Source organism: Lysobacter sp. CCNWLW3 (genome assembly GCF_036697405.1).
GTDB lineage: Bacteria > Pseudomonadota > Gammaproteobacteria > Xanthomonadales > Xanthomonadaceae > Lysobacter.
Genome location: NZ_JBAHWA010000030.1, coordinates 1 through 24,374, shown reverse-complemented (window position 1 = coordinate 24,374; position 24,374 = coordinate 1). Strand labels below are relative to the sequence as shown.

The 24,374-nt window shown below is 68.6% G+C and carries 22 protein-coding genes; 13 read left to right on the top strand and 9 right to left on the bottom strand.

The window, feature by feature from the left end; genetic code table 11:
- Positions 1-578, top strand: a 578-nt coding sequence (locus V1318_RS21570; RefSeq protein WP_332941832.1) for a hypothetical protein, incomplete at its 5' end; no start/stop codon positions are given.
- A gap of 142 nt (positions 579-720) precedes the next feature.
- Here V1318_RS21570 and V1318_RS21565 read toward each other — a convergent pair.
- Positions 721-2,304: a choline dehydrogenase gene (locus V1318_RS21565; RefSeq protein WP_332941831.1), complete on the bottom strand. Its 1,584-nt coding sequence runs from the start codon at positions 2,302-2,304 to the stop codon at positions 721-723.
- A 259-nt stretch (positions 2,305-2,563) separates the two neighbouring features.
- On the opposite strand from V1318_RS21565, the gene V1318_RS21560 reads away from it, so the two are divergent.
- Genes V1318_RS21560 through V1318_RS21540 form a run of 5 tightly spaced genes read left to right on the top strand, consistent with a single transcriptional unit; the run spans position 2,564 to position 6,949 of the window.
- Entirely contained in the window at positions 2,564-3,898 is a 1,335-nt protein-coding gene (locus V1318_RS21560) for an MFS transporter (protein WP_332941833.1), read from the top strand.
- Positions 3,895-5,037 carry an NAD-dependent epimerase/dehydratase family protein gene (locus V1318_RS21555; RefSeq protein ID WP_332941830.1) on the top strand — a complete coding sequence of 381 codons (1,143 nt, stop codon included), beginning with the start codon at positions 3,895-3,897 and terminating at the stop codon, positions 5,035-5,037. Before V1318_RS21560 ends, V1318_RS21555 begins: the two co-directional genes overlap by 4 nt.
- Positions 5,034-5,921: a metallophosphoesterase gene (locus tag V1318_RS21550; RefSeq protein WP_332941829.1), complete on the top strand. Its 888-nt coding sequence runs from the start codon at positions 5,034-5,036 to the stop codon at positions 5,919-5,921. The genes V1318_RS21555 and V1318_RS21550 overlap by 4 nt, the downstream gene beginning before the upstream one ends.
- 18 nt (positions 5,922-5,939) lie before the next feature.
- Positions 5,940-6,539, top strand: coding sequence for a DUF922 domain-containing protein (locus V1318_RS21545; RefSeq protein ID WP_332941828.1), 600 nt, complete (start codon positions 5,940-5,942; stop codon positions 6,537-6,539).
- 56 nt (positions 6,540-6,595) lie between these two features.
- Positions 6,596-6,949, top strand: a complete 354-nt coding sequence (locus tag V1318_RS21540) for a DUF1304 domain-containing protein (protein ID WP_332941827.1) — start codon at positions 6,596-6,598, stop codon at positions 6,947-6,949.
- On the opposite strand, the gene V1318_RS21535 is transcribed toward V1318_RS21540, so the two are convergent.
- The 4 genes from V1318_RS21535 to V1318_RS21520 form a co-directional block, all read right to left on the bottom strand.
- Positions 6,950-7,327, bottom strand: coding sequence for a hypothetical protein (locus V1318_RS21535; protein WP_332941826.1), 378 nt, complete (start codon positions 7,325-7,327; stop codon positions 6,950-6,952).
- An 85-nt stretch (positions 7,328-7,412) separates the two neighbouring features.
- The gene (locus V1318_RS21530) at positions 7,413-9,650 is read right to left on the bottom strand and encodes a hypothetical protein (RefSeq protein ID WP_332941825.1); all 2,238 of its coding nucleotides are present in this window, start codon (positions 9,648-9,650) and stop codon (positions 7,413-7,415) included.
- A gap of 344 nt (positions 9,651-9,994) precedes the next feature.
- Positions 9,995-10,465: a hotdog fold domain-containing protein gene (locus V1318_RS21525; RefSeq protein WP_332941824.1), complete on the bottom strand. Its 471-nt coding sequence runs from the start codon at positions 10,463-10,465 to the stop codon at positions 9,995-9,997.
- 169 nt (positions 10,466-10,634) lie between these two features.
- The gene (locus tag V1318_RS21520; RefSeq protein ID WP_332941823.1) at positions 10,635-13,112 is read right to left on the bottom strand and encodes an acyl-CoA dehydrogenase; all 2,478 of its coding nucleotides are present in this window, start codon (positions 13,110-13,112) and stop codon (positions 10,635-10,637) included.
- 226 nt (positions 13,113-13,338) lie between these two features.
- Between V1318_RS21520 and V1318_RS21515 the strand changes: the two genes are divergently transcribed.
- Genes V1318_RS21515 through V1318_RS21485 form a run of 7 tightly spaced genes read left to right on the top strand, consistent with a single transcriptional unit; the run spans position 13,339 to position 20,024 of the window.
- A complete protein-coding gene (locus V1318_RS21515) occupies positions 13,339-13,929 on the top strand; it encodes a TetR/AcrR family transcriptional regulator (RefSeq protein ID WP_056179647.1) in 591 nt (196 codons plus the stop codon).
- Between the two features lie 27 nt (positions 13,930-13,956).
- Positions 13,957-15,759: a phosphoenolpyruvate carboxykinase (GTP) gene (locus V1318_RS21510; protein WP_332941822.1), complete on the top strand. Its 1,803-nt coding sequence runs from the start codon at positions 13,957-13,959 to the stop codon at positions 15,757-15,759.
- Positions 15,760-15,766: 7 nt separating this feature from the next.
- Positions 15,767-16,360 carry a 2OG-Fe(II) oxygenase gene (locus V1318_RS21505; RefSeq protein WP_332941821.1) on the top strand — a complete coding sequence of 198 codons (594 nt, stop codon included), beginning with the start codon at positions 15,767-15,769 and terminating at the stop codon, positions 16,358-16,360.
- Positions 16,357-17,919, top strand: a complete 1,563-nt coding sequence (locus V1318_RS21500; RefSeq protein WP_332941820.1) for a sulfotransferase — start codon at positions 16,357-16,359, stop codon at positions 17,917-17,919. The genes V1318_RS21505 and V1318_RS21500 overlap by 4 nt, the downstream gene beginning before the upstream one ends.
- A 59-nt stretch (positions 17,920-17,978) precedes the next feature.
- The gene (locus V1318_RS21495) at positions 17,979-18,557 is read left to right on the top strand and encodes a sigma-70 family RNA polymerase sigma factor (RefSeq protein WP_056179657.1); all 579 of its coding nucleotides are present in this window, start codon (positions 17,979-17,981) and stop codon (positions 18,555-18,557) included.
- Positions 18,554-19,075 carry a hypothetical protein gene (locus tag V1318_RS21490; RefSeq protein WP_332941819.1) on the top strand — a complete coding sequence of 174 codons (522 nt, stop codon included), beginning with the start codon at positions 18,554-18,556 and terminating at the stop codon, positions 19,073-19,075. Before V1318_RS21495 ends, V1318_RS21490 begins: the two co-directional genes overlap by 4 nt.
- Before the next feature lie 16 nt (positions 19,076-19,091).
- The gene (locus tag V1318_RS21485) at positions 19,092-20,024 is read left to right on the top strand and encodes a DUF4097 family beta strand repeat-containing protein (RefSeq protein WP_332941818.1); all 933 of its coding nucleotides are present in this window, start codon (positions 19,092-19,094) and stop codon (positions 20,022-20,024) included.
- A gap of 37 nt (positions 20,025-20,061) precedes the next feature.
- On the opposite strand, the gene V1318_RS21480 is transcribed toward V1318_RS21485, so the two are convergent.
- The 4 genes from V1318_RS21480 to V1318_RS21465 form a co-directional block, all read right to left on the bottom strand.
- Positions 20,062-20,724: a putative 2OG-Fe(II) oxygenase gene (locus V1318_RS21480; RefSeq protein ID WP_332941817.1), complete on the bottom strand. Its 663-nt coding sequence runs from the start codon at positions 20,722-20,724 to the stop codon at positions 20,062-20,064.
- A gap of 461 nt (positions 20,725-21,185) precedes the next feature.
- A complete protein-coding gene (locus V1318_RS21475; protein ID WP_332941816.1) occupies positions 21,186-21,515 on the bottom strand; it encodes a hypothetical protein in 330 nt (109 codons plus the stop codon).
- A gap of 114 nt (positions 21,516-21,629) precedes the next feature.
- Positions 21,630-21,887 carry a hypothetical protein gene (locus tag V1318_RS21470; protein ID WP_332941815.1) on the bottom strand — a complete coding sequence of 86 codons (258 nt, stop codon included), beginning with the start codon at positions 21,885-21,887 and terminating at the stop codon, positions 21,630-21,632.
- Between the two features lie 96 nt (positions 21,888-21,983).
- The coding region (locus V1318_RS21465; RefSeq protein WP_332941814.1) for a TonB-dependent receptor at positions 21,984-24,374 on the bottom strand (2,391 nt) is incomplete at its 5' end.

The following is a 24,374-nucleotide window of genomic DNA, read 5'->3' as shown; positions in this document are numbered from 1 at the left end:
GACATCCTTGTCCATTCGAAAAACGGCGCGCGTCCTGCGCGCCGCCCTTCGGGTCTACGGTTGATCGGCGAGTGCGGCGCAATCGGTTCCAATGCCGGGGCAACAGCAACAGCAACAGCAACAGCAACGGCAACTTCTTCAACCTCAATCTCAGGGGCGATTTCTATTGCAGCGCAGCATCTGCTAGCGTGATCGCGGCCAAGATTGCGGAGGGCGCCGCTGCCTCCACATGGCGGCTCGCCATGATGGACAGGGCGAGCGCTTCGTTGCCCCAAAGGGACGATTTTCGGCGGCTTTCAACGGAGGAAACCGCAATGAAGGGATGGGCTGCAAAAGGCGCTGCATTCGTCGTTTTCGTCGGCACGATGGCCATGACCGCTCCGGTCGCGGCGGAGCCGACTTACGCCTGCACGGCGGAGACCGAAGGGCATATGTTCCTGGTGCCCTACGATCATCCGAGCGATCCGGGCTACTACTACCAATGCCGTGGCGGCGCCTGGCGTCTGGTCGGCATCTGCACGCCCGGCGGCGGTTGCCCGCCCGAGCCGGATCCGAACGGGCCGATCGTGGAAATGTAGCCCGCAGGATGCGGTGCGGTTCGCCGTGCTCGCCATGGCCTGCGATTCGCAGGATGTGGCGAGCCGCAGGCGAACCGCATAGTCGCCAGGCGCGGGGCCGATGCCGGCGGGTTCCGGCCCGCCCCGCGCCCGTTTCGGATGTTCAGGCCCGCCCGCGAATCAGGTCGGCCGCGCGCTCGGCGATCATCATCGTCGGCGCGTTGGTGTTGCCGCCGATCAGGGTCGGCATCACCGAGGCGTCGACCACGCGCAGGCCCTCGACGCCGCGCACGCGCAGCTGCGGATCGACCACCGAGGCCTCGTCGCTGCCCATGCGGCAGGTGCCGACCGGGTGGTAGACGGTCTCGGCCTTCTCGCGGATGAACTCGATCAGCTCGGCGTCGCTGTAGTCGTTGCGCGGCGGAAAGATCGGCGCGCCGCGGTAGGCGTCGAAGGCCTTCTGCGCGAACAGCTCGCGCGAGAGCTTGGCGCATTCCAGCATCATCTTCAGGTCGAAGCCTTCCGGATCGCTCAGGTAGCGCGCCTCGATGCGCGCCTTGTCGGCCGCGCGCGCGCTCACCAGCGAAATGCGGCCGCGGCTGCGCGGGCGCAGGAAGCAGGCATGCAGGGTGTAGCCGTCGCCGGCCAGCCGGCGGCGGCCGTGGTCGTCGAGCATGGCCGGCACGAAATGCAGCTGGATGTCGGCGCGCTCGTCCGGCGCCAGCGCCGAGCGCACGAAGGCGCCGGCCTCGGCGATGTTGCTGCTGCCCGGGCCGCTGTGGCCGCGCAGGTAGTAATCGAAGGCGATGCGCAGGTCGCTCACGCGGTCGTAGGTGATGCGCTGGGTCGAGTGCTGCAGGGTGCAGATGTCGAGGTGGTCCTGCAGGTTCTCGCCGACCTGATCGAGGTCGGCGACCACCTCGATGCCGAGCTTGCGCAGCTGCGCGGCCGGGCCGACGCCGGACAGCATCAGCAGCTGCGGCGAGTTGATCGCGCCGCCGCTGAGCAGGACCTCGCGCGAGACTTCCTGGTGATAGGGCTGGCCGTTGGCGACGTAGATCACGCCGTTGGCGCGGCCCTTGTCGAAGGTGATGCGGTTGACCCGGGCGCCGGTGACGATGGTCAGGTTGTGGCGCTCGCGCGCCGGGTCCAGGTAGGCGACCGCGCTGGAGCAGCGCGCGCCGTTCTTCTGGGTGACCTGGTAGTAGCCGAAGCCCTGCTGGGTGGGGCCGTTGAAGTCGCGGTTGATCGCGTAGCCGGCTTCATGCCCGGCCTCGATGAACACCTGCGACAGCGGGTTGGTATAGCGCAGATCGGACACGTAGAGCGGGCCGTTGGCGCCGTGCAGGGCGTCGTCGCCGCGGCTGTTGCGCTCGGAGCGGCGGAAGTAGGGCAGGGCCGTCTTCCAGTCCCAGCCGCTCGCGCCCTGGGCCGCCCAGTCGTCGTAGTCGCCGGACACGCCGCGGATGTAGCACATGGCGTTGATCGAACTCGATCCGCCCAGGACCTTGCCGCGCGGCCACCACAGGCTGCGGTCGTTGAGCTCGCGCTCGGGCGCGGTGTCGTAGTCCCAGTTCACGCCCTTCTTGCCGACCAGCTTGGCCAGGCCCGCGGGCATGTGGATGAAGGGGTGGCGATCGCGCGGCCCAGCTTCGAGCAGCAGCACCTTGGTGTCCGGGTCTTCGCTGAGACGATTGGCGAGCACGCAGCCGGCCGAGCCGGCACCGATGATGATGTAGTCGTACACGCCCACGCCCTGTCTGTGACCGGGCGACCGTAAGCCCGGCGATTAGAGCAAATGCTCCCAATCGCCCGGGCCCGCCGCGCTGGCGGGGTAAGGCGGCTTGGGCTAACGTTCCGCCAGCACGTGCCGGCCAGCGCGCACGGGAGCGAGGACATGACGCGCGACCCCCGCCAGCCGATGCCCGGCCGCCGCCGACCGCGGGGCCGCGCCCGTGGCTGATCCGATCCGCGGCGACACCGCCGCCGCCAGCGACACGGCCGCGATCGCCGGCCGCTGGGGCCGTTTCCGCGCCGCCGTGGCCGAATCGCCGCCGCTGCTGTGGTCGCTGCTGTACTTCTTCAGCCTGCTCTGCGGCTACTACGTGCTGCGCCCGGTGCGCGATGCGATGGGGGCCTCCGGCGACATCGAGACCGTGTTCCCGCCCGACCTGATCGCCTGGGCCCTGAGCCACGGCGTGTCGCTGAAGGAGTTCACCCTGCAGGTGCTGTTCACCTGTACTTTCCTGGCGATGCTGGCGCTGCAGCCGATCTACGGCGCACTGGTGTCGCGCTTCCCACGGCGGGTGTTCCTGCCGGTGGTGTACCTGATCTTCGTGGTCTGCCTGATCGGCTTCTACTGGGCCTTCCACCGCGAACTGCCCGGCCGCGGCGCGCTGTTCTTCGTCTGGACCGCGGTGTTCAACCTGTTCGCGGTGACGGTGTTCTGGAGCTTCATGGCCGACGTGTTCGACAACGAGCACGCCAAGCGCGTCTACGGCTATATCGGCGCCGGCGGTACGGTCGGCGCCCTGGTCGGGCCGCTGCTGACCAGCGTGCTGGTCGGGCCCTTGGGCGTGGCCAATCTGCTGCTGGTGTCGGCCGGCTTCCTCGGCCTGTGCCTGCTGTGCATCCTCAAGCTGCGGGTGTGGGCGATCCGGCGCGAGCGCGCCAGCGGCGGCGGCAGCGGCGAAGTCGCGATGGGCGGTTCCGTCATCGCCGGCCTCAAACTGGTCTGGCAGCGCCCGATGCTGCGCGCGCTGGCGATGGTGATGTTCTTCGGCGTCGGCGTCGGCACCCTGCTGTACAACGAGCAGGCCGCGATCGTGAAGGCGTTCTACCCGACCGCCAAGGAAGCCACGCGCTACTACTCGACCATCGACAGCGCGGTGAACCTGACCACGATCCTGGTCCAGCTGCTGCTCACGCGCTTCCTGCTGCGGCGCTGGGGCGTGGCGCCGACCCTGCTGGTGCCGGCGTTCGCGATCCTGTTCGGCTACGCCCTGCTGGCGATGTCGCCGCTGCCGCTGCTGGTGGCGATCGTGCAGGTGGCCACGCGCGCGGGCGAGTTCTCGCTGGCCAAGCCCGGCCGCGAAACCCTGTACACGCGGGTCGATCGCGAATCGCGCTACAAGGCCAAGGCGGTGATCGACACCGTGGTCTATCGCGGCGGCGATCTGACCTTCGTCTGGCTGCACAAGGCGCTGGCGCTGTTCGGTTCGCGCATCGTGTTCGTGGCCGGCATCGGCGTGGCCCTGGGCATGACCTTCGGCGCATGGCGGGTGATCCGCGCCCAGCGCACGCTGCCGGTCGACGCCACCACGCCGGGGACCGACCGATGACCCACCGCCGCGACTTTCTCGCCGCCGGCCTCGCCGGCGCCGGGCTGCTGGCCCTGCCGGCGTTCGCGCGCGCCAAGTCGCGGGCGAAGCCGCTGAAGATCCTGGTCATGGGCGGCACCGGTTTCCTCGGCCCGCACTTCGTCGAAGCCGCGCGCAAGGCCGGGCATACGCTGACCCTGTTCAACCGCGGCAAGACCAATCCCGAGCGTTTCTCGGGCGAGGACTATCGCGACGTCGAGCAACTGCACGGCGACCGCAAGACCGACATGAAGGCGCTGGAAGGCGAGCGCCGCTGGGACGCGGTGCTCGACACCTCGGCCTATCTGCCCGCCGACGTGAGCCGTGCGGGCAAGCTGCTCGGTCCGCGCGTGGGCCAGTACCTGCTGGTCTCGACGATCTCGGTCTACGCCAAGACCGACACCCCGAACCAGGACGAGACCGCGCCGCTGGCGCAACTCGCCGATCCTTCGGTCAGCCAGGTCACCGGCGAAACCTACGGCGGCCTCAAGGCGCTGTGCGAACGCGCGGCGGAGGCCGAAATGCCGGGCCGCGTGACCGTGGTGCGGCCGGGGTTGATCGTCGGTCCGGGCGATACCACCGACCGCTTCAGCTACTGGCCGGCGCGCGCCGACCGCGGCGGCGAGATCCTCGCGCCCGGCAGCGCGCAGGACCCGACCCAGTTCATCGACGTGCGCGATCTGGCGGCCTTCCTGTTGCGCGCGCTGGAGCAGCGCAGCATCGGCATCTACAACGCCGACGCGCCGGCCGGGAAGCTCAGCATGGGCGAGCTGCTCACGACCTGCCGGCAGGTCGCGCGTGCGATGAAGGCGCCGGCGTCGACCCTGACCTGGGTGCCGGCGGCGTTCCTGGAAGCGCAGAAGGTCGGGCCCTGGCAGGACATGCCGGTGTGGATTCCGGCGCAGGGCGACTACGCCGGCTTCGGCCGCATCAGCAGCGCCAAGGCCCAGGCCGCGGGGCTGCGTTACCGGCCCTTGCAGGACACCGTGCGCGACACCTTGAGCTATTGGCGCGGCCTGCCCGCCGAACGCCGGGCCAAACCCAAGGCCGGCCTGAGCGCCGCGCGCGAGGCCGAAGTGCTCGCGGCCTGGCACGCGCAGGCCCAGCCCAAGGCGGGATGAACGCGCCGCGCCGGCCCTGGAGATGGCGGCGGCGCTGGAGCGCGCGCATCCTCGCCCTGCTGGTGCTGGTGTTCGCGGTCTGGGGCTGCGTGATCGAGCCTGGCTCGCTGACCCAACGCGACCACGCCTTCGCCCTGCCGAATTGGCCGCGCGAGTGCGACGGCTTGCGCGTGGATCTGGTGTCGGACCTGCACGTGGGTTCGCCGCGCAACGGCCTGCCCCAGTTCGACCGCCTGGTCGCGCGGCTCGCCGACAGCGACGCTCAGGCGGTGTTGATGGCCGGCGACTACGTGATCCTGAGCGTGTTCCTGGGCACCTACATCCCCGCCGAGACCGTCGCCGAGCATCTCAAGCCGCTGACCGCGCGCAAGCCGGTCTACGCCGTGCTCGGCAACCACGACTGGTGGAAGGACGGCCAGCGCGTGCGCCGCGCGCTGGAGTCGGCCGGCGTGGTGGTGCTGGAGGACCAGGCGCGCGAGGTCCAACTGGGCCGCTGCCGTCTGTGGATGGTCGGCGTGGGCGACCTGCTGGAAGCGCCGCACGACGTGAGGCGCGCGTTTTCCGCAATCCATGACCAGGCCCCGGCCCTGGCGATCACGCACAATCCGCTGGTGTTCCGGCGCATGCCCGCACGCGCTTCGCTGGTGCTGGCCGGGCATACCCACGGCGGCCAGATCGCGTTTCCGCTGCTGGGCCGGCCGGGCCTGTGGAAGGGGGCCGACGGCGCGTATCCGGTCGGCCGTTTCGAGGAGGATGGACGGCAGTTGTTCGTGACCCAGGGCATCGGCACCAGCATCTTGCCGATCCGGTTCGGCGTACCGCCGGAGATCTCGCGGCTGCATTTGTGCGGGCAGGGCCGCGATCGCGGCCAGGCCTGCCGTTAGCACCAGGAGTGCGCAAGCATGGCCGCAAGACGGCGCGCATGGCGACTGGCGGTGCCGCTGTGGGCGCTGGCGCTGGCCTGCGCGGCCGCCGAGGCGCCGACGGCCGAGGTCGAGATCGAGGAACGGGTGGCGCGCTATCGCATCTTCGGCCGCAGCGCGCTGGAGCTGGCCGGACAGATGCGCCAGTACGGCCCGCAGCACGCCTACGGCGGCCGCCGCCTGGCCGGCAGCACCGATTGGCATGTGACCTGGACCTATCAGTCGATGCCGCGCGGCGATCGCTGCGAGCTGATCTCGGTGACCGTCGGTGCCGAGATCGTGACCACCCTGCCGGAATGGAGCGGCGCGCGCGTCGACAGCGAGCTGGCGCGCGAGTGGCGGCGCTTCTACGCCAGCCTGGAAGAACACGAGGCCGGGCATATCCAGCACGGCCGCGAAGCGGTGCTGGCGGTGCGCGAGGCGATGCTGGCGACCCGCTCGGCGCCGGATTGCAAGCTGCTGCGGCGCGCGCTCGACAACGCCGCGCGCGCGCAGCTGCGGCGCTACACCGGCATCACCCGCCGCTACGACGCGCAGACCGAATTCGGCCTGCGCCAGGGCGTGCAACTGCGGCCGTGAGCGCGAGGCCGCGTCCGGCCCTAGACTAGGCCGGACCGTATCCTTCCGGAGTCGCCATGTCGCTGCTCGCTGTCTCGCTGATCCTGCTGGTCGCCGCGCTGCACGCGGGCTTCCTGGTGCTGGAGATGTTCCTGTGGACCCGGCCCGCCGGGCTGAAGGTGTTCCGCCAATCGCGCGAGAAGGCCGAGCAGTCCAAGGTGCTGGCGGCCAACCAGGGCCTGTACAACGGCTTCCTCGCCGCCGGCCTGATCTGGGCCGCGGCCGGCGGGCGCCGCGACGTGGCGCTGTTCTTCCTCGGCTGCGTGGTGGTCGCCGGCGTCTACGGTGCGGCCACGGTCAACCGCCGCATCTTCTTCGTGCAAGCGGTGCCGGCATTGGCGGCGATCGCGGCGGTCTGCCTGGCGGGTTGATCAGCCCAGCAACGGCATCGCGAACAACACCGCGCCCAGCACGAACAGCGCGGTGAGCGCATGGACCAGCGGCCGGTTGATGCGCAGGAACACGAACTGCTCGATCGTGCGCCCGACCCAGAACAACGACATGCCGGCCAGCAGCGCGCGGCCCAAGGCGCTGTCGTGGAGCTCGTCGGTGTAGAAGAAACATAGCGCCGCCACGCCCAGCAGCACGTAGATCAGGCGCAGGTTGAGGATCTGCAGGATCGCGCGGTCGGCGACGGTCGCGGTCTTCAGGCTCTGGCGCCAGCGGAACAGCTTCCAGAACGCCATGTGGAACACGGCGAAGGCGAGGCTGTGCAGGCCGCACAGCCAGATCCAGACGGGCGCGCTCATGCCGGCACTTTAACCGATAGCGCGGCGGCGATCCCGCCACGCCATCCGGGAACGTGGCGTTCCCGGACGGCGGTTTGCGGCGCCGTCAGTCCTGGTCGCCGCAGTCGCAGGGCACGGCCAGGGCATAGGCGGCGGCGTCGCTGGCGTGATAGCCCAGCGTGCCGTAGCCATCGGTGGCGGTGGCCCAGACATTGAGCACCTCGGCGAACGCGGCGTTGGCGCAAGGCCCGCTCGGTCCCGGGGATACCGATAGCAGGGTGCCTACGGGCATCGTCTTCGAATAGCGGAAGTCCGGCCCCTCGCCGAAGTTGCCGTCGGTGGAGGCCGCGCTGGCCGCGCCGGCGATGCCCGACGCGGTCGCCTGCGGTATCGGCGTCGCGGTGCCGCGCGTGGTGGAGAATCCGAAGGTGGCGAAGCCCCAGGGATGGTAGGCGTCGAACGAGATCGTGGCGCTGGCACCGGGCTGGTACTCGATGAAGCCGCAGTAGGCGTCGACGCTCAAGCCTACGCCGCTGATCGGGTGGATCTCGCCGACGCAACGGTTGTTGTCCACGCGCAGCACGGTGCGGAAGCCCATCAACTGGGTGCCGCTCATCAGCCGGTTGAACGCGGGCGCCGCGATGGTGTCGACCTGGTCGACGCCGAACGGTGCCGGGTCGTCGGCGATGGCCAGGGCGATGCCGGCCGCGGTCCAGTCGACGACGCTGTTGTCGGCACGCAGCAGTTCCAGCTTGAGCTCGTACAGGCCCGCGCTGGCCGCGGCTTTCTCCGCTTCGCTGGGCGTACCCGGCAGGCCATGCGGCAATAGCGTGGTCTCGAAATGCGCGCTGGCGAGGTCTTCGCGTTCGTCCAGGGTTTCCCAGTCCAGTCCCGGCGCCGGCGGATCGGGCGGCTGGATCTTGAACTTGTTGTCGCCGTCGGGACCCATCGGCGTGGACGGAAATGCGGGCAGTCCGCCCGGACCGAGCACCGAGTAGTGCCGCACTACGTCGCGGGTGATCATGGTCCAGATGCCGACATCCGCGGTCACGCCGTCGGGCGCGGTCAGGCGCCGGTACCACCAGCGGTAATGGGTGATGCCGGCGGCGATCAGGTTGGCGCGGCTGAACCACACCCGCGGTTCGAGCTTGCCGCCGAAGGGTTCGCCGGCGCTGGTCAGGCCGTTGTGCTGAATCTCGCTGAGGCTGACGCCGCGGCCGATCGACATCACCGCCACGCTCAGGCCCGGCAGGTCGGGATCGCCGCCGCAGGTCGGCACGCGCGGGTCGTTGACCCGGATCGTGACTTCGCTGCCGCAGGCGTAGTTCCAGTGCGTCCAGCATGCGATCGGCGGGCGGTGCACGGTCTGCCAGACGCCGCCGATCGGGTACTCGACCCAGAAATACAGGTCCGGCTGATCGCCGTTGCAGCGATGCGCCAGCAAGGCTTCGAAGCGGCCGAAAGCGTCGGTTTCGACCACGGCGACCTCGTCGCTGCGGAACCGCCACCACCACCAGGGCCACAGGCACAGGTAGTACTTCAGCGAGTCGATGTTGAGCAGCAGCGCGCTGCGCACCTGGTTGATCGAGGTCGCGGTGAGGCCGGCCAGGGGCGTGCCCTGCAACTGCATGGCCATGCCGGGCGGCAACGGCTGCGGGTTCAATGCGACGAGATCGGCCTGGACGCGCGCGCCGCGACCCAGGTTGGGTTGCGGCTGCGGGCTGATGCCGACCGCGGCGCCGGGCGCTTCGTGGAAGCGCAGCGGCGAGCGTGCGCGCAGGATCGGGTCGGGGTCCGGTTCGGGTCGTGGCGGTACCGGAATCTTGCGCAGCACCGCGTGCAGCAGGTCGTCGCGCAGGCGTAGCAGGTCGCGGTCCGGCAGCTTGGCGATGATGTAGGGCCAGCGGTCGACTTCGCAGATGTGTACGCGTGCGCCGCAGACCGGGCGGTCCTGGGTCTGGCCCGGCGGGCCGACCGCGCGCACCACGCGGCCGCGCACCGGACACAGGCAGAACGGCCACCAGTCGATCACGCGCGAGGGAATGCGCACGTTGTCGATCAGCGGCCCGCGCAGTCCGTTGGCGAGCACCAGTTCGTGGCCCTGCAGGCGCTGCATGGTGCGCAGGCTCGGTTGCTTCTCGTCGCTGCTGGGCGCGATGAACACGCGGCTTTCGCGCGCCTGTTTTTCGTTCAGCGGCAGCGATACCTCGCCGCCGCGCACGGGCTCGCGCGCGGTCAGGCGTCCGTTGCGGTCGTAGGCGTAGGCATGGAGTTCGCCTGCGACCGGTTTTTCCAGTTCGATCTTCAGTTTCAGCGCCGCGCGCGGGGCGGGGGTCTTGGCCATGACGGCAATCCTCATCGGTAAAAGGACACGCCGCCGCGCATCGCGGCGCGACGGCACAAGAAGACCCGGCCCGCGCGGATCGGCAGGCGGAAACGGAAGCAGAGGGGGGCGAACGAAAGGCGATTCTGGCTGGCGCGTCCTGTGCGGGTGGATCTCCTATCAGCAGCGAACGCGACAGATCGATGGGCGAGGACACGCCTTGTGCGCGCGCAATCGCGCGCTCGTGCGCTCGCGGCGCGCGAGAACGGTTTCAGCCGACGAACGGTCGAGGATCCGGTGCTCGCGGATCGCCGCGGACGCCGCACCGGCGTGAGCAGCGCGAGGTGCGCTTTTGCGCCCGCGCTTCAGGGTTTGCGCGGCGACACCCACATCGCGATGCGGGCGCGGAACACCGCCTCGCCGGCGTCGTTGTTGACCACCACGCTGACCGGCAGGTCGTAGCCGGCGGAGGATTCGACCAGCGCGATATCGGGGGTGGCGATGCCGTGCATGGTGCCGGTGGCCTTCTTCAGGTATTCGACCGTCATGCCCTTGGGGATCCAGCGCATGCCGGGCGGGAGGCTGGCGTCGGTCATCACCCCGGCGGTGAGTTCGGCCAGGTTGCACAGCGCGATCGCGTGCACGGTGCCCAAGTGATTGGTCACGCGGCGGCGGTGGCGCAGGGTCGCCTCGCAGCGGCCGGGCACCAGCGCGACGAAACGCGGCGAGATGCTGGCGAAGTAGGGGGCCTTGAGGCAGACCGCGCGCGAGAACAGCCAGCGCCCGGCGGGCATGCGTTCGAACTTGCGGTAGAGGGCGAGGAGGTTGCTGCTCATCGGTGGGCTTCCGCTGGAGTGAGCGCTGGCGTCGGCTGGGATCGCGCCGCGCGCCAGCGCGGGCATGGGTGGGCGATGGCTGGAATCGGGCCCGGCGCATGCGAAAACGGCGGACCCGAAGGCCCGCCGTTTCGATGCTGCGTGGACGCGTTCACGCCGGCGTCGCGGATCAGGCCGCGGCGCGGGTGCCGTGGCCGTGGTCGTGCAGCGCGCGGTAACCGGCCGAGCGCAGCTCTTCGGCGTCGAAGTCGTCGACGCTGATCGCGTCGATGGTCATCTCGCGCAGTTCTTCCAGCTGCTTGCGTTCCTCGGCGCTGATCCAGCCCTCGCGCACGCCCTCGTCGAGCTGGCTGGCGAAGTCCAGCGCTTCGATGTCGCTGTTCTTGAGCGCCTTGAGGAATTTGCGCTCCACCGGCTCGGCCAGGATGACCTTCTGCAGGTAGCTGTTGATGCGGCCGGCCGGATTGTTCGCGCAGGGCGTGGTGAACACGCCCTCGGCGAGGCGGTCGCGGGCGTCGTTGGGCGACATCAGCAGCGCCGCGGCGCGGTGGCCCAGGCGGTCGCTGGGCGCCTGCGCGCGGCGGCCCCAGGGGAAGATCAGCGCCCACAGCAGCCAGCCGACCGGACGGATCGGGAAGTTGCGCAGCGCGCCCGACAGCGCCAGCTCGATCTTGTGCACGGCGTCGTGGAAGGCCCAGGCCAGCAGCGGCTGGTCGCCGACCGGACGGCCTTCGTCCTCGTAGCGCTTGAGCATGCTGCTGGCGATGTAGAGCTGGCTCAGCACGTCGCCCAGGCGCCCGGACAGCGACTCCTTGAACTTGAGCTTGCCGCCCAGCAGCAGCATCGAGGTGTCGGCCATCACCGCCAGCGTCGCCGAATAGCGGTTGAGCTTGCGGTAGTAGCGGCGGGTGTAGCTGTCGCCGGGGGCGGCGCCGATGCGCGCGCCGGTCAGGCCGTACCACCAGCTGCGCACCGCGTTGGAGATCGCGAAGCCGATATGGCCGAACAGGTTCTTGTCGAACTCGCGCAGGGCCTGGGCCTTGTCGGGCAGCATCGCCGCCTTCATTTCCTTGAGCACCCACGGGTGGCACAGGATCGCGCCCTGGCCGAAGATCATCAGCGAGCGCGTCATGATGTTGGCGCCCTCCACCGTGATCATGATCGGCAGCGCCTGCCAGTTGCGGCCGGCGTAGTTCTTCGGGCCCAGGATGATGCCCTTGCCGCCGTGGATGTCCATCACGTCCTTGGCGACTTCGCGCGCCATCTCGGTGCAGTGGTACTTGGCGATGGTCGAGGGCACGGCCGGGTTCTCGCCGCGCGCGACCGCCGCGGCGGTGGCCTGCGACAGCGCGCTGACCGCGTAGGCGTGGCCGGCGATGCGCGCCAGCGCTTCCTCGACGCCCTCGAAGCGGCCGACCGACAGGCCGAACTGCTTGCGGATGCGCGCGTAGGCGCCGGTCACGATCGCGCCCATCTTGGCGCCGCCGCTGCCGGTGGAGGGCAGGGTGATCGAGCGGCCGATCGACAGGCATTCGACCAGCATCTGCCAACCCTTGCCGGCGTAGGCTTCGCCGCCGATCAGCTGGCTGAGCGGGATGAAGACTTCCTTGCCGTGGATGGGGCCGTTCTGGAAGGTGCTGTTGAGCGGGAAGTGGCGGCGGCCGACTTCGACGCCGGCGGTGTCGCGCGGCAGCAGCGCCAGGGTGATGCCGATGTCGCGCTTGTCGCCGATCAGGCCGTCCGGGTCGTACATGCGGAAGGCCAGGCCGATCAGGGTCGCGACCGGCGCCAGGGTGATGTAGCGCTTGTCGAAGGTGAGCTTGACGCCGACCACGCGCGCGCCGTTCCACTCGCCGGTGGTGACGATGCCGTAGTCGGGGATCGAAGTCGCATCCGAACCGGCCCAGGGGCCGGTCAGGCCGAAGCAGGGCACTTCGCGGCCGTCGGCCAGGCGCGGCAGGTAGTGTTCCTTCTGCTCCTGGGTGCCGTAGTGCATCAGCAGCTCGGCCGGGCCCAGCGAGTTGGGCACGCCGACGGTGGAGCTGACCACGCTGGACACCGAAGCCAGCTTCTGGATCACCTTGTGGTTGGCCAGCGCGCTGAAGCCCAGGCCGCCGAACTCCTTGGGAATGTTGAGACCGAAGAACTTGTTCTTCTTGATGTAGTCCCACAGCTCCGGCTGCAGATCGGCGTAGACGTGGGTGATCTCCCAGTCGTTGGTCATCTTGCACAGCTCTTCGACCGGGCCGTCGAGGAAAGCCTGTTCCTCGGCGCTCAGCTCGGGCTTGGGCTGCGACAGCAGCGCATCCCAGTCCGGCTTGCCCGAGAACAGTTCGCCCTCGAACCCGACCGTGCCGGCTTCCAGCGCGGTGCGCTCGGTTTCCGACAGCGGCGGCAGGATCTTGGTGTAGAAGCCCAGCAGCGGCTTGGTGATCAGCGGCAGGCGGATTTGCGGGATCAGCAGCGGCACCGCGATCAGGGCCACGATCGCCGCGGCGACGAGGGTGGCGACCGGGTTGGCGCCGAACAGCCAGCAGCCGACCAGCACGGTCGCGGTCAGGGCCGCCCATACCGGCAGACGCAGCCGGTGGTAGGCGGCGATCGCGCCGATAAGGAGGAAAGCGAGGAAGGGAATGGCGATGCTCATGGCGACGCTCCAGCGGCGTAACGACGTGTTGGCTAGGCTCAGGCTAGTCGGGCATGCGTGATGTCGGCGGGGTTTGCGTGGGCTTCCTGGCCGCGCCGCATTCAAACGCCAGCATCAAACGCTCAACATACGCACGAGTATGGTAAGGTTCCCTGGCCGCTGTCAACTCGCCGATGCTGCGGTGCATACTGTTCCCGTCGGTGGCGTATGGTTACACTTGTCATCCATGAGCCAGCCCGTCCAAACCAAGCAAGAACGCAACGGCCGCCTGAGCGCCGACGACTGGGCGCAGGCCGCCCTGGACCTGATCGCCGAACAGGGCGTGGCCGCGGTCGCGGTCGAACCCCTGGCGCGCAGGCTCGGCGTCACCAAGGGCAGCTTCTATTGGCACTTCCCCTCGCGCGACGCGCTGCTCGTCGCGGCGCTGGAGCGCTGGGAGAAAGTCGAGCAGGAGACCGTGTTCGGCCAGCTCGAACCGATACCGGATCCGCGCCAGCGCCTGCGCTCGCTGTTCCACCTCGTCGCCCACGAGGTCAAGTCGCACATCATCTATTCCGAGCTGCTCAAGGCGCTGGACCATCCGGCCGTGCAGCCGGTGATCGGCCGCGTGTCCGAGCGCCGATTGGACTATCTCACCGCTTCCTTCCGCCAGGCCGGGCTCAGCCGCACCGACGCGCAGCATCGCGCGCGGCTGCTGTACGCCGCCTACGTCGGTTTCCTGCAGCTCAACCTGCAGTTGCACCAGACGCGGATGCAGCACGACGAATTCGAGGCCTATGTCGAGCACATGATGGCCACGCTCATCCCTAACTCTTAAACAGTCCCCCGGCTGGAGGCCCTTGCCGTGAACGCCATTTCCAAAGACGTACCGACTGCTCCCGCGCTGGGGAGCGCGGGCAGCCGCTTGGCCGCATTGAACGAGTGGGTCGCGCAGGTCGCGGCCCTGACCCGTCCCGACCGCATCCAGTGGTGCGACGGCAGCGACGCGGAGAACGCCGCGCTGATCGAGCGCATGCTCGCCGACGGTACCCTGGAGGCGCTCAACGAGCAGACCCATCCGGGCAGCTACCTGCATCGTTCGCATCCGGACGACGTCGCCCGCGTCGAACACCTGACCTTCGTGTGCACGCGCGAGCGCGACGACGCCGGCCCGAACAATCATTGGATGGAGCCCGCCGAGGCCCACGCCAAGATGGACGCGCTGTACGCCGGCTGCATGCGCGGCCGCACCCTGTACGTGATCCCGTACTGCATGGGCCCGATCGATTCGCCGCTGTCGCGTTGCGGCGTGGAGATCACCGACAGCCCCTACGTGGTCGCCAACATGCGCATCATGACCCGCATGGGCGCGCCGGCGCTGGCGCGGATCGAGCGCGAAGCTACGTTCGTGCGCGGCCTGCATTCGATCGGCGAGCTCGATCCCGAGCGCCGTTTCATCATGCATTTCCCCGAGGAGCTGACGATCAAGTCGTTCGGCTCCGGCTACGGCGGCAACGCCTTGCTCGGCAAGAAGTGCCACGCCCTGCGCATCGCCTCGCACCAGGCGCGCAGCGAGGGATGGCTGGCCGAGCACATGCTGATCCTGGGCATCGAGAACCCGCAGGGCGAGACCCACTACGTCGCCGCCGCGTTCCCCTCGGCCTGCGGCAAGACCAACCTGGCCATGCTGATTCCGCCGCAGGGCTATCGCGACGCCGGCTGGAAGGTGTGGACGGTCGGCGACGACATCTGCTGGATGCGCCCGGGCGCCGACGGCCGCCTGTACGCGATCAATCCCGAAGCCGGCTTCTTCGGCGTCGCCCCCGGCACCTCGAGCAAGTCCAACCCGAACGCGCTGGCGACGATCCAGCACGACACCATCTTCACCAACGTCGGCGTCACCGCCGACGGCCAGCCGTGGTGGGAAGGCCTGGACAATGGCCAGACCCCGGTCACCGACTGGCGCGGCAATCCCTACGATCCGGCCAAGGGCCCGGCCGCGCATCCGAACTCGCGCTTCACCGTCTCGGCCAAGCAGTGCCCGAGCTATTCGGACAAGGCCGAGGACGCGCAGGGCGTGCCGATCTCGGCGATCGTGTTCGGCGGCCGCCGCGCCTCGCTGGTGCCGCTGGTGTTCGAGGCCCGCGACTGGACCCACGGCGTGCTGGTCGGCGCCGCGATGGGCTCGGAAACCACCGCCGCCGCGACCGGCGCGGTCGGGGTGATGCGCCGCGATCCGATGGCGATGAAGCCGTTCTGCGGCTACAACTTCGCCGACTATTTCGGTCACTGGCTGTCGTTCGACCGCGAGCAGGCCCGCCTGCCCAAGGTCTTCCACGTCAACTGGTTCCGCAAGGGCGACGACGGCAAGTTCCTGTGGCCGGGCTTCGGCGACAACCTGCGCGTGCTGGAGTGGATGATCGGCCGGGTCAAGGGCGAGGCCGGCGCGGTGGAAACGCCGATCGGCCATCTGCCGGCGGCCGCCGACCTCAACCTCGACGGCGTCGGCCTGTCGGACGAGGCGCGCGCCAAGCTGTTCGGCTTCGACCACGCCGGCTGGAGCGCCGAGTTCGACAGCATCGGCGGCTACCTGGACGAATACGGTCCGCGCATGCCGCAGGCGCTGAAGGACGAACAGCGGCGCATCGCCGCCGCACTGGCCCGCTGAGAACCGCATGTCCGCCGTAGCCCCCGCCGCGATCGCGGCCAGTCGTGAACTGACGATCGACGGCCGCCCGCTGCGGGTGTACGACGGCCTGCTGCCCAACGTGGGCGAGTACGTGCGCGGCCTGGCGCGGGCGCCGTTCACGCGCACCGAGGTCGCGCGCCCGGAAACCAACGACTACAAGCATTGGGCCACCGAGGTGAAGCTCGAGGCCCTGGTACAGCAGCCGATCTTCGAGCTGACCCGGCGCGCGGTGCTGGGCTTCACCGGCCACGGCTACGGTTACAAGCCGTATCGCGCCTACACCAACGTAGCCGGCTTCGGCGACATGCTGTTCACCCATACCGACTGCCTGCCGGACCAGCACGACCTGACCGCGCTGTGGTATCTGTGCGAGCACTGGGACCTGGAATGGGGCGGCGAGACCATGTTCTACGACGCCGCCGACGAGGTCGCCTGCGCGCTCACGCCGCGCCCGGGCCGGCTGGTGATCTTCGACGGTGCGATCAAGCACGCCGGACGGCCGCCGAACCGGATCTGCTACGCGCCGCGCTATACCTTCGCGATCAAGTTCGAACGCGTGGCCCTGGGTCCGGCGGCATGAGCCAGGACCAGGTGCAGAAGCTCTGGCGACAGGGCGAGGACCACGCGCGGCAGGGCCAGGCCAACGCCGCTCTCGACGCCTTCGAAGGCCTGCTCGCGCTCGACCCCAACCACGTCCAGGCCCTGCTGCGCGCCTCGCGGCTGGCGCTGATGGTCGGGCGCTACCGCCTCGGCCACGACTACGCCATGCGCGCGCTGGCGCGGCGTCCGAGTTCGGACGAGGCGGTGCTGACCCTGGCGCGCGCGCTGCGCATGTTCAACGAGCCCGGCGCGCTGCTCGAATGCGTGGAGCATTCGCGCTGGCGCGAGCGCCGCTCGGTGGAATGGCTGACCGAACTGGCGATGCTGGTCAGCACCATCGGCGACAACGCCCTGGCCCTGCAGATCCTCGATGTCGCCGCGATCCGCGATCCGCGCCACGCGCCGATGCGCTATTTCCGCGGCGTGGTGCAGATGTTCTTCGGCGAGATGGAACAGGCCGAGCGCGAACTGGAACTGGCGATCGCGCGCCAGCCGAACATGGCCCAGGCGCATTGGGTGCTGTCGCGCCTGCGCAAGCAGACCGCCGAGGCCAACCACGTCGACCGCATGCTCACGCAGATCCGCGCCGCCAAGCCCGCCAGCGAGAGCGAGGCCTACCTGGCCTTCGCCCTGCACAACGAGCTGCACGACCTGGGGCGCTACGAGGAGTCCTGGCAGGCGCTGGACCGCGGTTGCCGGATCAAGCGCCAGCTCACCCCGCACGACCGGCTCGACGCGCGGCGCATGTTCGAGGGCCTGACCCGCCTGTGCGACGCCGACTTCGTGCGCCCGGTCGCGCAGGAACCCGGCCCCTACGTGCCGGTGTTCATCCTGGGCATGCACCGCTCCGGCAGCACCCTGCTGGAGCAATTGCTGGGCGGGCATCCGATGGTGTCCGACGGCGGCGAGACCTACGCCTTCACCACCCAGATGCGCTACTGCGCCGACTACCGCAACAAGGCCGTGCTCGACGCCGAGCTGGTGCGGCGCGCGGCCAAGGTCGATTACGCCCAGGTCGGCCAGCGCTTCCTGGAACGCAGCGCCTGGCGCGCCAAGGGCCGGCCGTACCTGACCGAAAAGCTGCCCTCGAACTTCCTCAACGTCGGCTTCATCGGCCGCTCGTTGCCGCAGGCGCGGATCCTGCACATGGTGCGCGACCCGGTCGACACCTGCTTCTCCAACCTGCGCACCATGTTCTCGGACGTGAACACCTTCTCCTACGACCAGCACGAGCTGGTGGAGTGGTTCGGCCAGTACCAGCGCCTGATGGCGCATTGGCACGCGGTCATGCCGGACCGGATCATGGACGTGCGCTACGACGCCCTGGTGGCGGACCCCGAAGGGGTGATGCGGCAGGTGCTGGACTTCCTGGGGCTGCCCTGGGACGCGGCGGCCACCACCCTGGAGCGCGCGGGCGCGGTGGCCACGGCCAGCAGCCCGCAGATGCGTGGCGGCATCATCAAGAACCGCAGCTCGGCCTGGTCGCCGTACGAGGCCCAGCTGCAGCCGCTGATCCAGGGCCTGGGCGCCCTGGCCTAAGCCGGTCGCGCCGCGGCGGCGCCTTAAACCTTCCCTGATGGCGGGGCATCGGAATGACTATGCTGACCGCCGTGACCGAATCCCTGCCAGACGAGGCGACACCGGCCGACGACCGCGACCTGGTCGGGGCGGCGGCGCGCGGCGAGACCGCGGCCTTCGAGACCCTGTACCGCCGCCACGCCGGCCGCGTCCATGGCGTGATCGCCCGCCTGGTCGGCCACCACGGCGCGCGCGCCGAGGACCTCACCCAGGAGGCCTTCGTGCGAGCCTGGCAGGCGCTGCCGGCGTTCCGCTTCGAGTCCGCCTTCAGCACCTGGCTGCACCGGCTGGCGGTCAATACCGCGCTGATGGAACTGCGCAGCCGGCGCAGCAAGCCGCAGGAGGACGGCGACGAGGACGCGTTCGAACTGGTCGGCAGCGCCGACTCGGCCGGACACGTGACCGCGCTGTCGATGGACCTGGAGCGCGCGGTCGCCAGCCTGCCGCCCCGCGCCCGCGCGGTGCTGGTGCTGTACGACGTGGAAGGCTGGAAGCACGAGGAGATCGCCGCCGAGCTCGGCATGGCGGTCGGCAGCAGCAAGGCGCAATTGCACCGGGCGCGCGGATTGTTGCGCGAACGGCTAGGAGGACAGGCATGAACAGCGAACACCAAGACCCCGCAGCGGACGGCGAACTGCCCGATGCCCTGCGCTTTCAGCTACGCGCGCTGCGTCGCGAGCAGGCGCCGGCCCACGATCTGTGGCCGGGAATCGCCGCGCGCCTGCAGCCGCAGGTCGCCGCGCCGGTACGCACGCCGCGGCCGCGCTGGCTGGCGCCGTTCGCGGTCGCCGCGACCCTGGCGCTGGCGATCGGCTTCACCGGGGTCTGGCGCGACCAGGCCGCCAACGACGCCCCGCAGGCGCAGGCCGAATCGCCGCTGCAGCGCGAGGCCGCCGGCATGACCCTGCAGTACCAGGCCGCGATACAGGAAATGCAGCGCGCCGCGCCGGCCCCGAACGCCACCGCCCTGCAGCCCGCCTTCGACGAACTGGACCGCAACGCCGCGCTGATCCTGGACGCGCTGGCCCACGACCCCGACTCGCGCCTGCTGCTGGAGCAGCTGCGCCGCACCTACGCACGACGCCTCGCGCTCGCCCAGCGCGTGGCCTATACCTGATACCCGGAGGACGACCATGACCCGCGCATCCCACAAAGCAAGCCCGCTCGGACTCGCCCTCGGCCTGGCCTGTCTGGCCGCCGCCCCGGCGTTTGCGGCCACCCCCATCAACCAGACCCGCCCGCTGGACCCGCGCGGACGGGTCGAGATCGAGAACGTCAAAGGCCGCATCGACGTGCGCGCCTGGGACCGCCCGGAAGTGAAGATCGAAGGCAGCCTCGGCAACGGGGTGGAGAAGCTGGAGATCGAGGGCAACGGCGAGCGCCTGTCGATCAAGGTCAAGTACCCCAACCGCGGCAGCGGCATGGGCTTCCTGGTCGGCGGCGACAAGAGCGAACCCACCGACCTCAAGGTGACCCTGCCGCTGCGCGCCGACATCGAGATCGACGCGGTCTCGGCCGACATCGACGTCACCGGCGTGGCCTCCTCGCTGCTGTCGGTCGACAGCGTCAGCGGCGACGTGACGGTGGCCGCGGCGCCGCGCGAAGCGCGCATCGACAGCGTCAGCGGCGACCTCACCCTGACCCTCAACAGCGGCAAGGTCAACGCCGAAACGGTCAGCGGCGACATGCAGCTGCGCGGCCGCATGGACGGCGACGTCGATGTGGAGACGGTGTCCGGTCGCATCGACGTGAGCGTGCGCGAATCGGCGCTGCATCGGTTCAACGGCAACTCGGTGTCCGGCGACATCCGCCTCGCTACCGCCCTGGCCGGCAACGGCGAGATCGCGGTCGAGACGGTCAGCGGCGACGTCCACCTGATCCTGCCGCGCAACCTGTCGGCGACCGTGCACGGGCAGAGCTTCAGCGGCGACCTGTCGGCGCCGGGCGCGCAGATCGTCAAGCCCAAGCACGGCCCGGGCTCGAACTTCGAGCACCGCTACGGCAACGGCAGCGGCGAGGTCCGCATGGAGACCTTCTCCGGCGACGCCACCCTGCAGCTCGACTGAGCCGGCGCGGACGGTCCGGACGAAACGACGCCGCCGCTCAGGCGGCGTCTTTCATCGAGAACCAGCAGTTGAAGGCGATGGTGATGCGCTCGTCGCGGCCGTAGAACGGCAGCACCTCGTGCGGCAGCCAGGACGGGAACAGGATCAGCTGGCCGGGCGAGAAGCGGATGTTCCAGGTGCCGTGATGGAACGGGCTCTGCAGGCGCTGGTTGCCGGCGTCGACGAACTGGTTGCTGTAGTGGTGCGGGTTGTGGAATCGCAGCACGCCCGATTCCGGGCGGTCCTCGGGCGTCTCGCCCGGGTCCACGCAGTACACGCCCGACCACGACGCCATCGGATGGGTATGGGTGATGGTGAAGCCGCCCTGGCGGGTGATGTGGTACCAGGTATGCGAGAAAATCTGCAGCCGCGCCATCTCGGCGGCGCTGTAGCCGTTGAGCTCCTGGATGGTGCGGCCCAGGGTCTGCCAGCAGAACTGGCGCAGCAGCTGCACGCAGGTCTCCGGCCAGGAGAACAGCACGAACTCGCTCTCGAACACGCCCTGCTGCAGCGCCAGCGAGGGATGCGGATTGGCGTAGCGCGCGCCCTCGGCCTCGCGCGCCAGCAGCAGCGCCTTGAGCTGGGCGTTGATCGCCTGGTGGTTGGGCAGGACGTCCTGCGCGAACGGGACCGAGAAGGCGGGATAGAGCTCGAAGGACATGGTGCGGTTCCGATATCGGAGGCCGCGCGCGCGGCCGCGTCGGGAGTGTAGCGCGACGTGAGAGGGGCGGCGCAGGCCCGGGTCTGTTTGCGCATCGCCGCGGCGTCAGCGCCAGTGACATCAACAGCATGGCCGTCAGCCAGCACGAGCTCTATTTCCATGCCCGCTGCAAACCGCGTGCATTCACTCGACCGCTGCCGCGGCCATTCGCCGGTTTCGCCATCGCTATGCACGCCCCGACGGGCACCCCTATCCACACGTGTATCCGCTACTACCCCTCATCGAAGCATAGCCCAGGGTCGGGCTCAGCCAGCAGGGGCGATCGACGCCTGAGCATGCGTTCCACGCCGCCACCAGCGCCCCCCCCCCCCCCCCAGCTGCAAAAAGTCGTTCGACTACCGAGTAAGTCAGCACAAGCCCGTCGCCAGCGTGACCACGGCGACCAGACCAGATGCTCGTCCCTAGTCAGCTTTCTCCTGCACGCCTTTGATCGACACCCAGACAACACCAATCACAGGAACAAACAACACCACAAGCACTTTGGCCAGAGAGTAGTCCCACCCACCCATCAATATTCGATAGACATGCAATAAAAACAGGAATAGCCAAGAGAAGAGCTGAAGTCCTGCAACAACTGTAAGAAATGCGACGATCAGATTACTTTCAAAAATGGCATCAGGAAACACACCGAAGAGCAGGATAAGGGCGAATGTGAACCCGCAAATCTTCGCCGCAATAGCTTCAAATCGGAATAGTCCAGTGGTGGCCTGGCGCCCGCCAGATTTGCTCACTTCACCCTCCCAGAGTTGAGAGCACGCCCCCATTGGGCTTTAGCTTCGACTTCTTGCCCTGGCTACTAGCCTGGCTCCGCATTTTAGCTTGAAGCAAGACTCGCCCCATGAGCTCTAAGGCTCAGGAATGTCAGCGAGAATTGACAGTCGGCGCACTTCTTGAATGAGCAAGACAATGTCCTGTCGCGCGTGTGCGATGAAGTCTTGATCGGCGACGGTTGATCCTGTGAGCTCAATATCGTTCTCGGCGGTCCGAATGAAGCTGGAGCCGCTTGTGAAATCACGGCCTTCGACAAATGACACCCACGGCCCCGCAGTTGCCGCGTTAGCTCGTTCCTCAATGAGTTTAATCCAGCCTGGTTCATGGCTCATGCAGTTTCCTGCCCTTCGGATTGCTACGAGAAAAGGGCGCCCAAAAAACTACGGCCCCTTTCGGGGCCGTAGCGGGTGTCGCGGGTAACGGGTCGATCAGAACTTCTGCGCGTAGCGGAAGTACACGAAGCGGCCCGGGACTTCGTACTGCGGATCGAACGAGTTGGCGAACGTGGTCACCGACACCGGCGGGTTCTTGTCGAACACGTTGTTCACGCCGATGGTGATCTTGGCGTTCCACGGTGCGTTCCAGAAGAAGCTCGCGTCGTGGTAGGTGGTCGCGCCGATGTGACGCTCCGCCGCGTTGCGCTGCGTGAAGCTGTCGCCGCCAGCCGCACCGTCCCAGACGCCGTTGTTGTTGGAGTCGGTCGGGATGGACACGATACGGTCGGCGTCGGTGCAGAGGAACGCGTAGCCGTAGTCTTCCAGGGCCTGGCAGTTTTCGGTCTGCGACGAGTAGTAACGGATGTTCCAGGTCGCGCCGATGTCGCCCTTCTCCCAGCGGGTGGCCAGGTTGGAGCGGATACGCCAGGCGTTGGACTGGTTCGGGCCGTCGTACTCGCCGACCTGGTTGCCGCCTTCGTTGAAGTGCAGCGGCTGGCCGATGGCGGGCACGTCCTGCTCGTCTTCGCCGTAGATGCCGTTACCGTTCAGGTCGTCTTCCTGGCTGGCCAGGTAGGTGGTGTCCCAAACGAAGCTGAAGCGGCCCCACGAGGTTTCCGGCAGGCGGTAGTTGACGGTCAGGTCGTAACCTTCGACTTCCGTACCACCGATGTTGGTCGTGGTGTTGAGCAGGGTCTGGATGTTGCCGTCGGCACGACGGGTGTACAGGGCGCAGGTCGGACCGGTACCAGCGGAGTCGAGGCACTGCTGGATGATGCCGGCGCCGCCGATCGTGGTGATCGCGTCCTCGATCTTGATGTTCCACCAGTCGAGGTTGATGTCCAGGCCTTCGATCCAGCTCGGGCTGTAGACCAGACCCAGGGTCTTGGTCTCGGCACGTTCCGGCTTCAGGTTGGGATTACCGCCGACCGTGATGCGGATCTGCTGGTTGTCCTGCTGGTAACCGCCGTTCGGCACGCCTTCGGCGATGCAGCGCGCCTGGCCGGCCGGGTTCTGGTTGCCGAAGTTGGCGTTGTTGCAGGGATCGCTGAGGGTCGGGAACGAGTCGGCCTGACCGGCGAACAGCTCGGAGATCGACGGAGCGCGGAAGCCCTCGGACCAGTTGCCGCGGATCATCAGGTCGTCGATCGGCTTCCAGCGGAAACCGAACTTGCTGTTCAGCGTATCGCCGAAGTTGCTGTAGTCGGAGTAGCGGGTAGCGACCGAGAAGTCGAGCAGCTTGGCGAACGGCACGTCGGCCAGCACCGGGATCGCGAGTTCGAGGTAGGCCTCGTCCAGCGAGTAGGAACCGTTGGTGGCGGTACGGCTGTTACCGGTGGTGTTGCCCGAGTTGATCAGCGCGTCCGGGGAGTCGTAGCCGGACTCGGTGCGGTGCTCGAGGCCGAACGAGAAGCCCAGCGGGCCGCCCGGCAGGCTGAACAGGTCGCCGCCGATGTTGGCGTAGTAGCTGTTCTGGACGTAGTTGTACTCGTCGTGCGCGGTGAACGACACGAAGTTCATCATGTCCTGGGTGATGCTGCCGACGCCGCCGAGCAGATTCAGCGGGACGCAGCCGGCGATCGGCGAAGCCGCGGTGCCGCAGCGGGCCACGCCCTGGGCGTCGCGGAACGACGGGCCCAGCGCCTGCTGCAGGGCGATCATGTTGAACAGGCCGTAGGTGGTGTTGTTGGCCTTGTTCTCGCCGCGGAAGTAGCCGGCTTCCCAGTCGTAGTACTTCTCGCCGAAGGTCAGCGTGCCTTCCAGGCCGGCGTTCATCGCGAACGTGCGCACGTCCTGGTTGAACGAACGGCCGCCGGACTCGGTGATGCGGCGGTTGATGCGCGAGATGTCCTGGCCGAACGGGTTGTAGATGCTGTTGCGGCTGATGAAGATCGCCTGGCCCTGCGGCGTGGCGCCCGGGGCGGTGCCCAGCACCACCGGCATCGAGGCGAGCAGCTGCTCGGACTCGCGCTGGTTGTAGGTGATGGTGGTCTTGAAGCGCAGGCTGTCGGTGATGTCCAGGGTGCCGGCGGCGAACACCGAACGGCGCTCCTGCGGGGTCAGCAGGTAGTTCTCGGGCGCGAAGTTGTAGACGTCGCCCGGAGCCACGTACGGACGCGGGGCGCTGGTGCCGCCCGCATCGTAGGTGAAGGTGCCGGCGCCGCCGTTGAAGTTGGTCTGGGCGCCGTTACAGGTACGGGTGGCGGTGTTGTAGCCGCCCGGGCACAGGGCGAAGCGGCCGCCCGGGCTGGTGCCCGAACCGAACGCGTTGCCGGTGCCGACGATCGGCTCCTTGGAGATCTTGCGATCGCCGGCCATGACCGGCTCTTCCTTGACGTAGCCGAAGCCCAGCATGGCGCTGAAGCGGTCGGAGGTCGTGCCGAT

Coding starts and splice junctions, on each gene's coding strand:
- V1318_RS21535 (WP_332941826.1), bottom strand. CDS start 7,327: ATGAGCGCGCCCGTCTGGATCTGGCTGTGCGGCCTGCACAGCCTCGCC.
- V1318_RS21485 (WP_332941818.1), top strand. CDS start 19,092: ATGACCCGCGCATCCCACAAAGCAAGCCCGCTCGGACTCGCCCTCGGC.
- V1318_RS21495 (WP_056179657.1), top strand. CDS start 17,979: ATGCTGACCGCCGTGACCGAATCCCTGCCAGACGAGGCGACACCGGCC.
- V1318_RS21515 (WP_056179647.1), top strand. CDS start 13,339: ATGAGCCAGCCCGTCCAAACCAAGCAAGAACGCAACGGCCGCCTGAGC.
- V1318_RS21480 (WP_332941817.1), bottom strand. CDS start 20,724: ATGTCCTTCGAGCTCTATCCCGCCTTCTCGGTCCCGTTCGCGCAGGAC.
- V1318_RS21525 (WP_332941824.1), bottom strand. CDS start 10,465: ATGAGCAGCAACCTCCTCGCCCTCTACCGCAAGTTCGAACGCATGCCC.
- V1318_RS21545 (WP_332941828.1), top strand. CDS start 5,940: ATGGCCGCAAGACGGCGCGCATGGCGACTGGCGGTGCCGCTGTGGGCG.
- V1318_RS21505 (WP_332941821.1), top strand. CDS start 15,767: ATGTCCGCCGTAGCCCCCGCCGCGATCGCGGCCAGTCGTGAACTGACG.
- V1318_RS21530 (WP_332941825.1), bottom strand. CDS start 9,650: ATGGCCAAGACCCCCGCCCCGCGCGCGGCGCTGAAACTGAAGATCGAA.
- V1318_RS21555 (WP_332941830.1), top strand. CDS start 3,895: ATGACCCACCGCCGCGACTTTCTCGCCGCCGGCCTCGCCGGCGCCGGG.
- V1318_RS21470 (WP_332941815.1), bottom strand. CDS start 21,887: ATGAGCCATGAACCAGGCTGGATTAAACTCATTGAGGAACGAGCTAAC.
- V1318_RS21500 (WP_332941820.1), top strand. CDS start 16,357: ATGAGCCAGGACCAGGTGCAGAAGCTCTGGCGACAGGGCGAGGACCAC.
- V1318_RS21550 (WP_332941829.1), top strand. CDS start 5,034: ATGAACGCGCCGCGCCGGCCCTGGAGATGGCGGCGGCGCTGGAGCGCG.
- V1318_RS21520 (WP_332941823.1), bottom strand. CDS start 13,112: ATGAGCATCGCCATTCCCTTCCTCGCTTTCCTCCTTATCGGCGCGATC.
- V1318_RS21490 (WP_332941819.1), top strand. CDS start 18,554: ATGAACAGCGAACACCAAGACCCCGCAGCGGACGGCGAACTGCCCGAT.
- V1318_RS21540 (WP_332941827.1), top strand. CDS start 6,596: ATGTCGCTGCTCGCTGTCTCGCTGATCCTGCTGGTCGCCGCGCTGCAC.